A 13,401-nucleotide genomic window follows, 5' to 3' on the forward strand; every position below is an offset into this window, starting at 1 on the left:
GGGGCTACATCCCGAGGTAGGTGAGCAGCTCTCCCTCGCGGGCCTTGAAGTCGTCGTTGCCGAGGTGCTCGACGACCTTGCCCTGAGCGAGCAGGTAGTGCCGGTCGGCAACCGTCGAGGCGAACTTCACGTTCTGCTCGACGAGGAGCACGCCGACCCCCTGGCCCTTGATCTCGCGGATGATCTCGCCGATGCGCTGGACGATGACGGGGGCCAGTCCCTCGCTCGGTTCGTCGAGCAGCAGCAGCCGCGAGCCCATCCGCAGCACCCGGGCCATGGCGAGCATCTGCTGCTCGCCGCCCGAGAGCTTCGTGCCGGGGAAGTCCCGGCGCTCGTCGAGCACGGGGAAGAACTCGTAGACCCGCTCGAGGGGCCAGGCGTCGGCGTGGACGACCGGCGGCAGCAGGAGGTTCTCGGCGACGGTGAGGCTCGCGTAGATGCCGCGGTCGTCGGGGACCCAGCCGATGCCGGCCCTGGCCCGGGCGTCGGCCGAACGCTTGACGAGGTCGGACCCGTCGAGCGTGATCGTGCCCTCGATCTGCCGGTGCAGGCCCATGACCGAGCGCAGCAGAGTCGTCTTGCCGGCTCCGTTGCGCCCGACGAGGGTGACGACCTCCCCGGGGGCCACGTCGATGCTGACGTCGGTGAGCACGCGGGCCTCGCCGTACCAGGCGGAGAGGCCGGACACCTCGAGCATCCGTGCTGTCCCGCGACCGGGGCTCCCGGGCTCAGGCGCACCGGCGCGGTCGGGCGCCGGCTGCTCCGTCGTCGTCGCGGCGGTCGTGTCGTCACTCATGGGCTGCTCCGAGGTATGCCGTGATGACCCGCTCGTCGGCGCGCACCTGCTCGTAGGGTCCCTCCGCGAGCACCTGCCCCGACTGGAGCACGGTGACACGGTCGGCGAGCGATCCGACGACATGCATGTTGTGGTCGACGAAGACGACGGTCCGGCCCTCGGCGAGCTGCTTGACGAGGGCGATGGTGCGGTCGACGTCCTCGATGCCCATGCCGGCTGTCGGCTCGTCGAGGAGCAGCAGCTTGGGGTCGAGGGCCATGGCGATCGCGAGCTCGAGCGCGCGCTTCTGGCCGTAGGCCAGCGACGAGGCGGGTGCCCCGGCCCGGTCCGCGAGGCCGACCTGCTCGAGCAGCTCCATGGCACGGTCCTTGAACGTGGCCATGCGGGTGACCGAGCGCCACCACTGCTTGCCCATGCCGGTCGGGCTGGCGAGGGCCAGCTCGAGGTGCTCGCGCAGGGTCATCGCCTCGAAGAGGCTCGTGATCTGGAAGGAGCGCGCGATGCCGAGCGGCGCGATCTGCTCCGGGTCCTTGCCGGTGATGTGCTGACCGTCGAAGAGCACGGCGCCGGACGTCGGGGTCAAGAAGCCGGTGAGCAGGTTGAAGAGCGTGGTCTTGCCCGCACCGTTGGGTCCGACGAGCGCGTGGACGGTGCCGCGGGCGACCGTGAGGTCGACCTCCGACACGGCCCGGAAACCACGGAACTCCTTGGTCAGGGCCCTGGTCTCGAGCATCGGGGTACCCGTCAAGACCTGCACCTCCTCGTGCGTCGCGCTCGGGTGAGCGTGGTGTCGGGCCGCCCCGGCCGGTGTGACCGGCTGACGACGACTCCGGAAAGTCCGGGAAACTTCGGCAAAGCCTAGGAGGGCTGCCCGCGGAAAGGACGGTGGGGACCCACACACCTGACGCGGTTCTGTGGGCTCGCGACACATGCGCGTCAGCCGCCGGACCGAGCGGGCGCGGGTGCGATCACGCGGACTCGCCGGGGTGCGAGCGGGTCCGACGAGGTCGGGCGGCACGGCTCAGTCGGCCGCACCCGTCTCGAGCAGGCGGCGGAAGCCGTCCTCGTCGAGGATCGTCAGACCCAGCTCCTCGGCCTTGGCCGCCTTGGATCCGGCGTTGGCGCCGATGACGACGAAGTCGGTCTTCTTCGACACCGAGCCCGAGGCCTTGCCGCCTCGGCTGATGATGGCCTCCTTCGTCTCGTCGCGGGAGAAGCCCTCGAGCGAACCGGTGACGACGACGGTCTTGCCTTCGAGCGTCCGCGGGGTGGACGCGTCGACCTCGTCGGCCATGCGGACGCCGGCGTCGGCCCACTTGCGCACGATCTCCTGGTGCCAGTCGACCTCGAACCATGCGGTGACGGCCTCGGCGATGACCCCGCCGACGCCCTCGGCCTGGGCGAGCTCCTCGGTCGACGCCGACCGGATCGCCTCCATCGAGCCGAAGTGGGTGGCCAGCGCCCGGGCCGCCGTGGGCCCGACGTGCCGGATCGAGAGGGCCACGACGACCCGCCAGAGCGGCTGGCTCTTGGCCTTCTCGAGCTCGGCCAGCAGCTTGTCGCCACCGGCCGACAGCACGCGTCCGTCGACGACGGACTCGTCCGGGTCGGTCTTCTTGGCGGCCCTCGTGTAGAGCGGGACCTGCGCGAGCTTCGCGCGGGTGATGCCGTACTCCCCCGCGCGGGGGCTGTCGGCGGCCGGGGCGAAGAGGTCACCCTCGTCGGTGATGATGCCCGAGTCGAGCAGCGCGATGGAGCCCTCCCAGCCGAGCGCCTCGATGTCGAGCCCGCCGCGGGCGGCGAGCGCGAAGACCCGCTCGCGCAACTGGCTCGGGCACGACCGGGTGTTGGGACAGCGGATGTCCTTGTCGCCCTCCTTCTCGGGGGCGAGCGGGGTGCCGCAGGCCGGGCAGTCCGTCGGCATGACGAACGCCCGCTCGGTGCCGTCGCGCAGGTCGACGACGGGACCGACGATCTCGGGGATGACGTCTCCCGCCTTGCGCAGCACGACGGTGTCGCCGATGAGCACCCCCTTGCGCTCGACCTCGTACGCGTTGTGCAGCGTCGCCTGTTCGACCGTGGACCCGGCCACGACGACGGGCTGCATGACGCCGTAGGGGGTGACTCGACCGGTGCGCCCGACGTTGACGCGGATGTCGAGCAGCTTGGTGTTGACCTCCTCGGGCGGGTACTTGAAGGCGATGGCCCATCGCGGCGCACGGGAGGTGGCACCGAGCTGGCGCTGCAGCGGCACCTCGTCGACCTTGACGACGATGCCGTCGATCTCGTGGGAGCGGTCGTGGCGGTGCTCGCCGTGGTAGGTGACGAACTCCTGCACGGCGGCGATGTCGTCGAGCACGCGCACCTCGTCGGAGGTCGGCAGCCCCCAGGCGCGGAGGGCGGCATACCCCTCGCTCTGGCGCTCGACGTCGAAGCCCCGGCGCGCTCCGATGCCGTGGACGAGCATCCGCAGCGGCCGGGTGGCGGTGACCTTGGGGTCCTTCTGGCGGAGCGAGCCCGCCGCGGCGTTTCGGGGGTTGGCGAAGGGCGCCTTGCCCACCTCGACGAGGCTCGCGTTGAGGTCGGCGAACGCCGCCGTCGGGAAGAACACCTCGCCGCGGATCTCGACGAGGTCGGGCACGTCGTCGCCGGCGAGCCGCTCGGGGATGCCCTCGATGGTGCGGACGTTGTTGGTGACGTCCTCGCCCGTGCGGCCGTCGCCGCGGGTCAGGGCGCGCACGAGGCGGCCCTTCTCGTAGAGCAGGTTGATGGCGAGGCCGTCGATCTTCAGCTCGGTGAGGAAGTGCGCGCCTGTGCCGACCTCGCGCTCGACGCGCTCGGCCCACGTCTGCAGCTCCTCGAAGGAGAAGGCGTTGTCGAGGCTCAGCATCCGCTCGACGTGGTCGACCGTCTCGAAGCCGGTCGCGAACGACGCGCCCCCGACGTTCTGGGTCGGGCTCTCGGGCGTGCGCAGCGAGGGGTGCTCGTCCTCGATGGCGTTGAGCCTGCGGATCAGCGCGTCGTACTCACCGTCACTGATGGTCGGCGCATCCTTGACGTGGTAGGCGAACTGGGCCGCCGCGGCCTGCTCGGCGAGCTCGGCCCACTCCTGGTGGACCTCGGTCGGGACGTCGTCGGTGACGGGCGTGGGGCCGCTGCTCTCGCTCACGCGCTCATCCTGCCAGCCGACTCCGACGGTCACGGCCCGATGAGACTCCTCACGTGGCGACGGGTCTGTTCACCGGGCGACCCAGCAGTGACAATGGGCCGGAGCCCGCCCCCTGCGAAGGAGCAGAGATGACCAACCTCGCCGCCAACCTCACCGCCACCGCGGCACGCGTCCCCGACAAGGTGGGCATCAAGCTCGACCAGGTCGAGCTGTCGTGGTCGGCGCTGCACCGCGCGGCGGCGGCCGTGGCAGGCCAGCTGCGTGCGGCGGGACTCGAGCCCGGCGACCGGGTGTCCCTCATCCTCCCCAACGTGCCGGCATACCCCGTCGCCTTCTACGGCACCCTGCTCGCGGGCGGCGTCGTCGTGCCGATGAACCCGCTGCTCAAGTCCGGCGAGATCCAGTACTTCTACGAGGACAGCGGCGCCCGCTTCAGCTTCGTGTGGCCGGACTTCGCCGACGAGGCCGGGAAGGCTGCGGCCGAGACCGGCACCCGCCTCGTCGTGTGCGGCCCGATGGGACCGGCCGACGGCCAGTTCGACGCGTCCGAGACGGCGGGCCCTCCGGTGCTCGAGCCGGTCGAGTGCGCCGACGACGACACCGCCGTGATCCTCTACACGAGCGGCACCACCGGCAAGCCCAAGGGCGCCGAGCTGACGCACTTCAACCTGCACCGCAACGCCGAGCGCTCGGCCACCGACATCATGCAGATCACCGAGGACGACGTCATCATGGGCTGCCTGCCCCTCTTCCACGTCTTCGGCCTCACGTGCGGGCTCAACACCTCCGTCCAGCGCGGCGCGACCCTGACGCTCATCCCGCGGTTCGACCCGGCCAAGGCCATCGAGGTCCTCGGCCGCGACCACGTCACGATCTTCCAGGGCGTCCCGACGATGTATGCCGCGATCCTCCACCACCCGAACGCCGACGAGGCCGACACGAGCAGCCTGCGCACGTGCGCCTCGGGCGGATCGGCGATGCCAGAGGCCGTGATGAAGGCGTTCGAGGAGAAGTTCCACTGCCAGATCCTCGAGGGCTACGGCCTGTCCGAGACCTCCCCCGTCGCCTCGTTCAACATGCCCGACAAGCCCACGAAGCCGGGCACCATCGGCCGCGCCATCCCGGGCTGTGAGATGAAGCTCGTCGACCTCGAGGGCAACGACACCCCGGCGGGCGAGATCGGCGAGATCGCGATCCGCGGCGAGAACATCATGAAGGGCTACTGGCACCGTCCCGAGGCCACGAAGGAGGCCATCCCGGACGGGTGGTTCCGCTCGGGCGACCTCGCCACCGTCGACGACGAGGGCTACTACACGATCGTGGACCGCAAGAAGGACATGATCATCCGCGGCGGCTTGAACGTCTACCCGCGCGAGGTCGAGGAGGTGCTGTACACGCACCCCGAGGTGCTCGAGGCCGCGGTCGTGGGCGTCCCCGACGACCTCATGGGCGAGGAGGTCGGTGCCGCCGTGGTGCTGCGCCCCGGCTCGACGGCCACGCTCGAGGACGTCCAGAACTACGTCAAGGAGCGCCTGGCGGCCTACAAGTACCCCCGCCGCATCTGGTCGCTCGACGAGCTCCCGAAGGGCCCCACGGGCAAGATCCTGCGTCGCGAGGTGCGTCCGCGGACCACGTCCTGAGCCGCCCCCCGACCCTGCGACACGCAGGAGTTTGGACTCGCCGTACGTTTTGGCGTATTGGGCGGGATCGGTGACACTGGAGCAGGGTCACTATCGACGTGCCGCACCCCGTCCCGCCCTGGGACGCCCGGCGTCACGTCTGCGAAGGGTATTCACGCGTGAAGTTGAGCATCCGTTCCGCCGCAGTCTCGGGGATGGCCGTCCTGGCCATGCTCGGCGTCACGGCCTGCAATGCCACCGCCACGGCCGAGAACGGCAAGCCCGCGGGCTCCTCATCGGCCACCGCTGGTGGCACGACGTCGGCTGCACCCACGCCGACCACCGACCCGGTGGTCTTCAAGACGACCCCGGGCGACGAGTCCGAGGACGTCTCCGTCGACACGCGGGTCACCGCCTCGGCCGAGAAGGGCACGCTCAAGAAGGCCTCGCTCTCGTACAAGAGCAAGAAGGGCAACCGCATCCCCGTCGACGGCACCCTCGACGGCGGCACGTGGACCGCGTCCGACCTGCTCGAGCCCGGCGTCAAGTACACCCTCGACCTCACGGCCGAGGACTCCGACGGCAAGACCACGGAGGCGACGGAGACGTTCCGCACCGCGAACCTCACGCTCGACGACCAGGTCTACGTCGCCGTCTCCCCGCGTGACGGAGGCACCGTCGGCATCGGCATGCCGGTCGTCGTCCGCTTCGACCTCCCGGTCGTCGACAAGGCGAGCTTCGAGAAGCACATGAAGGTGACCTCGACCCCCGCCCAGGCCGGGTCCTGGTACTGGCTCAGCTCGCGCGAGGCGCACTGGCGTCCCAAGACGTACTGGAAGGCCGGCACCAAGGTGCACGTCGAGGCCGACCTCAACGGCGTGCCCGCCGGCGCCGACCGTTACGGCCAGATGAGCCGCACGTCGGACTTCACGATCGGCCGCGCGGTCGTGGCCAAGGTCAACCTCAAGACGGACCAGCTGGACCTCTTCATCAACGGCAAGTGGACCAAGCGCATCCCCGTCACGGGTGGTCGTCCCGGCTTCGTCACCCGCTCGGGCGTCAAGGTCATCATGGACAAGCAGACCAACATCACGATGCGTGCCGAGACCATCGGCCTGAAGAAGGACGACCCGAACTACTACGCCGACACCCCGGTGAAGTACGCCATGCGTGTCACGAACTCCGGTGAGTTCCTGCACACGGCGCCGTGGTCGGTCGCCGACCAGGGCAAGCGCAACGTCAGCCACGGCTGCACGGGCATGAGCGATGCCAACGGCCAGTGGCTCTTCGGCCAGATGCAGATCGGCGACGTCGTCGAGACGACGGGCACCACCCGTCCGATGACGATGGGCAACGGCTACTCGGACTGGAACCTCAGCTGGGCCAAGTGGGCCGCGGGCTCCGCGCTCTGAGCTGATCGACCGAGCTCACCGAGCAGAGCCGGCCTCCCTTCGGGGTGGCCGGCTCTTGCCGTTCGGGGCGGGGAGCCCCCGGCGACGGTCAGCCGGCGCTGCGCTCCTCGAGCTCGCGAGCGGTCTCCACGGCGGCCCGCTGCACCGCTCTCGCGACCTCCGGTGAGGCGGTGGCCAGGCCGCACGCGGGGGTCACGACGACGTCCGCGAGCGACCGGAGCGGCAGCCCGGTCCGCGTCCAGACCCCGACGAGGTCAGCGGCCAGGTCCTGCGGTCGCGTCCGGCTCCCGTCGGTGGGCACGACACCGGCATGGAGGCGTATGCCGTCCTCGACCGCGACGGCGACGCCCTCCCACTCGCGGGGGCGCAGCAGGGAGGTGTCGAGCGACAGAGCAGTCGGCTCGGTGGCCCGCAGGAGTGGCAGGGGCGGGCTGGCCGCACAGCAGTGCACGACCGTCTCGCCGTCGTGCGCGCGGAGCACCGTCATCAGGCCGGCCGCGGCCACCTGGGGGTCGAGGCTCGGCAGACGGCCGAAACCCGACGAGGTCGGCAGCCGGCCCGCGAGCACGGTCGGCAGGCTGGGCTCGTCGACCTGGAGCACGACCTGCGCCCCGGGGACGAGGCTGCGCACGGCTGCGACGTGGAGGCGTACGCCCTCGGCGAGCGACTCGACGAGGTCACGGCTGGCGCCGTCGTCGACGATGACGCGCTCGCCGCGCGAGAGCCAGACGTTGGCAGCGAGGGTCCATGGCCCGACGACCTGGAGCTTGAGCGCCCCGGTGTGCCCGTCGTAGGCCTCGGCGAGCTCGTCGAGGTCCTCGCGGAGCATCGCTGCCGTGCGCGACGCGTCACGTCCGGGGCGGTCGACGAGGCGCCAGCCGACGGGCTGGAGGTCGACGGGCAGCTCGACGAGCAGGCCCGCCGTGCGCCCGACCATGTCGCCGCCCGGACCCCGTGCGGGCAGCTCGGGGAGGTAGGGCAGGTGGCCGTCCAGGATCTCGCGCACCTGCCGCACCGCGTCGCGCACCGAGGTGCCGGGCCATGAGCCGATGCCGGTAGCGAGAGTCACCGCGCCAGCCTAGGCGCACGGGGCGCGGGGCCGAGACCGCGAGGTGGGCTAGAGCAGGACCCCTGCGCGCTCGCCCCGCTCGAAGCGCAGCCCCCCCGGTCCAGGGTTCCGGCCCCGTGCCGGTGATTCTCGGCTCGTCGTCCATCAGCGGCCTGATGGCGTCCATGGCCGTGAGCTGCTCGGCCAGCGAGTGCGGCACCTCGACGAGGTGGACGGCGCCGGGGTGCTGCCCAGCGACCCCCGTGACGCTCCCCCGTCTGTGCTCCATGGGGACAGTGGGGGCGCTTCGGCCGCCTGCGTGTGCGGTTCTTGATCTGACGTGGGTCGCGAGCAGGGAACGACGGTGTCGGTCGGCTCGCGGTCACGGCAGTAGCGTGGTGCCGGTGCGCCGCCAAGACTTCTCGGGACCTGCCGACCTGCGGGCGATGCAGGGCCTCGCCTCGCGGCTCTGGACACCCGCCTCGCGCTTTCACCCCGGTCAGCTCGCATGGAGCCGCTACTACCGGCCGGTCGACCCGATGGGTCTCGACGACGGCGAGGCCATCGCCCTCTGGACCGACAGCGGCGAGGTGGTCGGTTTCGGTTGGGCCGAGGCACCCGACTGGCTCGAGCTCCAGGTCGACCCCGCGCGTCCCGACGTCGCCGAGGAGGTCATCGACTGGTTCGAGGAGGTGAGCGACGCAGAGACTCAGTCCGCCCTCGTCATGGAGGGAGACGTCGCCGAGCAGGCGCTCGCCGCAGCAGGATTCGAACCACACCTCGGCGAGCCCTTCTTCGCCCACCACGTGCTCGACCTCGCCGACCTTCCGCCGGTGCCGGACGTGCCGGGCTACACCTTCCGGCACATCGAGCGGCACGAGGCCCGCACCCGCGCTGCCGTCCACGTCGCGTCCTGGTCGGACGTCGGTCCGTCGAAGGTCGACGAGCAGGCCTACGAGCAGCTCATGGCCGCGTGGCCCTACCGCCACGACCTCGACTGGGTCGCCGTCGACGCCGACGACACCATGGTGGCCTCGGCCCTCGTGTGGCTCGACCCTGCCCACGGTGCGGGGCTCGTCGAGCCGGTGGGCTGCGTGCCCGAGCGCCGCGGTCGCGGACTCGCAGGAGCCGTGACGCTCGCAGCACTGCACCGGGTCGCCGAGGTGGGCGCCTCTGTCGCACAGGTGAGCCCGCGCGGCGACGACGACTATCCGGGACCGCAGCGGCTCTACCGCGCCCTGGGCTTCCGACCGCGCGCCCGCACCGTCACGTGGACCCGCTCGCTGGACTGAGGTCGGCTCCCGGCTACCCGACGGGGGTTCGCTCGAGCCGAGACGCGGAGATCGTGGCCGAGCCGACGACCCGCGTCCCCTCGTAGAGCACGACGGACTGTCCCGGCGCGACGCCACGGACACGGCCCTCGAGCCGCACCTCGACGCGGTCGCCGTCGGCCCGGGCGGTCGCGGCATACTCCTCGCCGTGGGCGCGCACCTGCGCGCCGACGTGCACGACGCCCTCCGGTGCCAGGCCGCACCAGCGGGCGTGGTCGCCGGTGATCGCGTTGACACCGAGCAGGTCGGCGGCGCCGACGACGACCTGGTTGGTCTCGGCGCGGACCTCGACGACGTAGCGCGGCTCGCCGTCGGCGGCGGGCCGCGAGAGCGCAAGCCCGCGGCGCTGTCCGACCGTGTAGGCGAAGGCCCCGGCGTGCTGGCCCACGACCTCACCGGACGTGTCGACGATGTCTCCGGGGGCCTCGCCGAGCTCGCGCGTCAGCCACCCCTTGGTGTCGCCGTCGGCGATGAAGCAGATGTCGTGGCTGTCAGGCTTCTTGGCGATGAAGAAGCCCCGCTCGGCCGCCTCCTCGCGAATCCGCGGCTTCGTCGTGTCCCCGAGCGGGAAGAACGACCGGGCCAGCTGGTCGGCATCGAGCACGCCGAGGACGTAGCTCTGGTCCTTGGCCATGTCGACGGCGCGGTGCAGCTCGCGCCGCACTCTCCCGTGCCCGTCCTCGGACTCGACGACCTGGGCGTAGTGGCCCGTCGCCACCGCGTCGAAGCCGAGGGCCAGGGCCTTGTCGAGCAGCGCGGCGAACTTGATCTTCTCGTTGCAGCGCAGGCATGGGTTGGGCGTGCGCCCGGCGGCGTACTCGGCGCGGAAGTCGTCGACGACGTCACGCTTGAAGCGGGCCGCCATGTCCCAGACGTAGAAGGGGATCCCGAGCACGTCGGCCACCCGACGGGCGTCGCCGGCATCCTCGATGGTGCAGCAGCCGCGCGCCGACTCGCGCAGCGTCGCCGCGCTCTGGCTCAGGGCGAGGTGGACGCCGACGACCTCGTGACCGGCGTCGAGCATGCGGGCGGCGGCGACCGCCGAGTCGACGCCACCGCTCATCGCCGCCACGACCCTCACGACGCGGTCGCCTCCCGCGCGCGGCGCGCCCGCTCGATGGCAGCGGGCAGCGCGTCGACGAACGTGTCGACGTCGGCCTGGGTCGAGGTGTGCCCGAGCGTCAGGCGCAGCGCGCCCCGGGCATCGCTCTCGGCGACCCCCATCGCGAGCAGCACGTGGCTGGGCTGCGGCACGCCGGCCTGGCACGCCGACCCCGTCGAGCAGGAGACCCCCGCGGCATCGAGCAGGTAGAGCAGGGAGTCACCGTCGCACCCGGGCACGAGCAGGTGCACGTTGCCGGGGAGCCGGCTCACGCCGTCGCCGCGGCGCCAGACCCCGGACGGCCGGATGTCAGGGGCGATCGCCATGGCCCGCTCGATGAGGTCGTCGCGCAGGGCGACGAGCCGGGCCGACTCGGCCTCGATCGAGGCCGTGGCCTCGGTGAGCGCGGTGGCGAAGCCGACGATGGCCGGGGTGTCGAGGGTGCCGGACCGCACCTGCCGCTCCTGTCCCCCACCGTGCGTCAGCGGGACGAGCCTCGCGTCACGGCGCAGCACGAGGGCGCCGACGCCGATGGGACCGCCGAGCTTGTGCGCCGTCACCGACATGAGGTCGGCGCCGCTCGCCTCGAAGTCGACCGCCACGTGCCCGGCTGCCTGCACGGCGTCGGTGTGGAAGGGCACCCCGAACTCGTGGGCGACGTCGGCGATGGCGCGGACGTCCTGGACGGCCCCGACCTCGTTGTTGGCCCACATGACCGTGACGAGGGCGACCGAGTCCGGGTCGGACTCGATGGCGGCGCGCACCGTCGCAGGCTCGATGACCCCCTCCGCGGTGCACTCGAGCCAGGTGACCTTGGCGCCCTCGTACGCGACGAGGAAGTCGACGCAGTCGAGCACGGCGTGGTGCTCGGTCGCGCCGACGAGGAGACGCACGCGAGCAGGGTCGCGGTCTCGGCGAGCCCAGTAGGTGCCCTTGACGGCGAGATTGTCCGACTCCGTGCCGCCCGAGGTGAAGACGATCTCGGAGGGTCGCGCCCCGAGGCAGCTGGCGATCCTCTCGCGCGACTCCTCGACGGCCCGGCGCGCGGCGCGACCCGTGCGGTGCAGGGACGAGGCGTTGCCCACGACCGCCAGCTGCTCCGTCATCGCCGCGAGGGCGGCGGGGAGCATCGGCGTGGTCGCCGCATGGTCGAGATAGGCAGTCACCCACCGATTCTAGGACGCCCGGACACCCCGGCCGGACGGGCGCAGGACGAGGCCGCCCACCCGCTCCCGTGGGCGATGGCGTATGCCGTCCCGCCGGCACCCGCGCGTGACCTCCCACCACTCCCCCTCGTTGGCCTGTCACGTCGCCACCCTCCACTGACGTGGGGTGGCCCAGCAGAGAGGGATCTCATGCGATCGACCGCCACACGCCGCCTCCGTCTCGGAGCGGCCACCTTGGCAGCAGCCACCGCCCTGACCTCGGCCACGGTCGCCGCCGCCTCGCCGGCCTCGTCCGGCCCGCAGTCCGCGCCGTCCGGCGCCGCTGCCGGCCTGCTGAGCACCGGCCAGGGCCGCGCACCGCTGTCGAGGTGGCTCGCGCAGCACTGGTCGACCCTGTCCGCCGTCACGCCGACGACGGTGCTCGTCCACGCGACGGACATCGGGGCCGCGCGCCGTGCCGCCACCGCGTCCGGGCTCACGGTCCGCGACACCTACGACAAGATCGGTGTCGTCGTCGCGGCCGGGCTCCCCGTGCAGATCGACGCCGTGCGCTCCGTCCCCGGCGTCACGTACGTCGAGGGCAACCAGCCCATCGACCTGTTCCTGTCGACGTCCAACACGGCCACCCGCGGCTCCGAGGCCCGGGCGACCCTCACGGGGGCGAACGGCACGGCCCTCGACGGCTCCGGCGTGAGCGTGGCCGTCATCGACTCCGGCGTCGACCCGACGCACCCCTTCCTCCAGAACGCCGACGGCAGCTCGGCCGTCGTGAGGAACCTCAAGATGGTGTGCGACCCGCTCGAGCTGCTCCCCTGCCAGCCCGTCGACGCCGGCAGCCTCAACACCGACCTGCTCGCCGCGGGCGGTCACGGCATGCACGTCTCCGGCATCGTCGCCGGACGCGACGTCACCCTGTCCGACGGCACGAGGATGCACGGGGCCGCCCCCGGCGCGAGCATCGTCAGCCTGAGCACCGGCGCCGTGCTGCTCATCGTCGGCGCCGACTCGGCGCTCAACTGGGTCCTCGAGCACCACGCCGCGCCCTGCGGCGCGGGCGTCCCGGCCAGCACGTGCCCGCCGATCAAGGTCACGAGCAACTCCTACGGACCGACGGGCGGAGGCGAGTTCGACCCGAACTCGGCGACGGTCAAGCTCCAGCGCGCGCTCGTCAGCGAGGGCGTCGTCTCGGTCTGGGCCAACGGCAACGACGGCGGCGACGGCTCCGCCAACCTCTCCAACCCTCCCGGCCAGGACCCGACGGGCGGCATCATCTCCGTCGCGTCGTACAACGACCAGGACACCGGCACCCGCAGCGGCACGGTCAGCGACTTCAGCTCGCGCGGCCGCTCGGGACAGTTCGCCAGCTACCCCGACATCTCGGCGCCGGGTGAGGGCATCACGTCGTCGTGCCGCATCTACCTGCCGATCTGCACGACGGGCGGCGACCCGCGCAACAACGGCGACTACAACACGATCAGCGGCACCTCCATGGCGACGCCGCACATCTCGGGCATCGTCGCGCAGCTCTTCCAGGCCAACCCGAGCGCGACGCCGGCCCAGGTCGAGGCCGTCATCAAGGCGACGGCCTGGAAGTACACCGACGGGGCCGCCTACGTCAGCGACCCGACCGGCAACGGCACGACGTCGTTCGACAAGGGCCATGGCCTCGTCGACGTCGTCGCGGCGGCCACCGCGATCCGTCCCTGAGGCCGGAGGCAACACCAGCCGCGTCGCCCGTCCACCCCACCGGTGGGGCCG

General features: G+C 71.8%; 10 protein-coding genes. 4 read left to right on the forward strand and 6 right to left on the reverse strand.

The features are described from left to right. Positions 1-4: 4 nt before the first annotated feature. The 3 genes from NR112_RS03415 to ligA all read right to left on the reverse strand — a co-directional run bounded on the left by NR112_RS03415 (position 5) and on the right by ligA (position 3,965). A complete protein-coding gene (locus tag NR112_RS03415) occupies positions 5-796 on the reverse strand; it encodes an ABC transporter ATP-binding protein (RefSeq protein ID WP_256792563.1) in 792 nt (263 codons plus the stop codon). Continuing rightward, positions 789-1,529: an ABC transporter ATP-binding protein gene (locus NR112_RS03420; RefSeq protein ID WP_374511456.1), complete on the reverse strand. Its 741-nt coding sequence runs from the start codon at positions 1,527-1,529 to the stop codon at positions 789-791. Before NR112_RS03420 ends, NR112_RS03415 begins: the two co-directional genes overlap by 8 nt. A gap of 288 nt (positions 1,530-1,817) precedes the next feature. Then, the gene (gene ligA / locus NR112_RS03425; protein ID WP_256792566.1) at positions 1,818-3,965 is read right to left on the reverse strand and encodes an NAD-dependent DNA ligase LigA; all 2,148 of its coding nucleotides are present in this window, start codon (positions 3,963-3,965) and stop codon (positions 1,818-1,820) included. A 128-nt stretch (positions 3,966-4,093) separates the two neighbouring features. On the opposite strand from ligA, the gene NR112_RS03430 reads away from it, so the two are divergent. Both NR112_RS03430 and NR112_RS03435 read left to right on the forward strand, forming a co-directional pair. Continuing rightward, complete coding sequence (locus tag NR112_RS03430; RefSeq protein ID WP_256792567.1) at positions 4,094-5,605, forward strand: long-chain fatty acid--CoA ligase; 1,512 nt, start codon at positions 4,094-4,096, stop codon at positions 5,603-5,605. 158 nt (positions 5,606-5,763) lie between these two features. Beyond that, on the forward strand, positions 5,764-6,996 hold the full coding sequence (locus tag NR112_RS03435) for an Ig-like domain-containing protein (protein WP_256792568.1): 1,233 nt from the start codon (positions 5,764-5,766) through the stop codon (positions 6,994-6,996). 88 nt (positions 6,997-7,084) lie between these two features. Here the strand turns inward: NR112_RS03435 and NR112_RS03440 are convergent, their stop codons facing one another. After that, positions 7,085-8,065, reverse strand: coding sequence for a methionine synthase (locus NR112_RS03440; RefSeq protein WP_256792569.1), 981 nt, complete (start codon positions 8,063-8,065; stop codon positions 7,085-7,087). 383 nt (positions 8,066-8,448) lie between these two features. Between NR112_RS03440 and NR112_RS03445 the strand changes: the two genes are divergently transcribed. Further along, positions 8,449-9,336: a GNAT family N-acetyltransferase gene (locus tag NR112_RS03445; protein ID WP_256792570.1), complete on the forward strand. Its 888-nt coding sequence runs from the start codon at positions 8,449-8,451 to the stop codon at positions 9,334-9,336. A gap of 13 nt (positions 9,337-9,349) precedes the next feature. Here NR112_RS03445 and mnmA read toward each other — a convergent pair whose 3' ends face one another. Then, positions 9,350-10,456 (reverse strand): tRNA 2-thiouridine(34) synthase MnmA, encoded by a 1,107-nt coding sequence (gene mnmA, locus NR112_RS03450; RefSeq protein ID WP_256792571.1) that lies wholly within the window; start codon positions 10,454-10,456, stop codon positions 9,350-9,352. Beyond that, on the reverse strand, positions 10,453-11,643 hold the full coding sequence (locus tag NR112_RS03455; RefSeq protein ID WP_256792572.1) for a cysteine desulfurase family protein: 1,191 nt from the start codon (positions 11,641-11,643) through the stop codon (positions 10,453-10,455). Before NR112_RS03455 ends, mnmA begins: the two co-directional genes overlap by 4 nt. Before the next feature lie 189 nt (positions 11,644-11,832). On the opposite strand from NR112_RS03455, the gene NR112_RS03460 reads away from it, so the two are divergent. Beyond that, positions 11,833-13,350: a S8 family serine peptidase gene (locus tag NR112_RS03460; RefSeq protein ID WP_256792573.1), complete on the forward strand. Its 1,518-nt coding sequence runs from the start codon at positions 11,833-11,835 to the stop codon at positions 13,348-13,350. Positions 13,351-13,401 lie beyond the last annotated feature (51 nt).

The sequence above is a fragment of the Terrabacter sp. Ter38 genome (genome assembly GCF_024519435.1).
Classification (GTDB): domain Bacteria; phylum Actinomycetota; class Actinomycetes; order Actinomycetales; family Dermatophilaceae; genus Terrabacter.

Bases quoted from the DNA above. Each gene is read 5' to 3' on its own strand.
- NR112_RS03415 (WP_256792563.1), bottom strand. From the start codon at position 796: ATGAGTGACGACACGACCGCCGCGACGACGACGGAGCAGCCGGCGCCC.
- NR112_RS03420 (WP_374511456.1), bottom strand. From the start codon at position 1,529: ATGCTCGAGACCAGGGCCCTGACCAAGGAGTTCCGTGGTTTCCGGGCC.
- NR112_RS03430 (WP_256792567.1), top strand. From the start codon at position 4,094: ATGACCAACCTCGCCGCCAACCTCACCGCCACCGCGGCACGCGTCCCC.
- NR112_RS03460 (WP_256792573.1), top strand. From the start codon at position 11,833: ATGCGATCGACCGCCACACGCCGCCTCCGTCTCGGAGCGGCCACCTTG.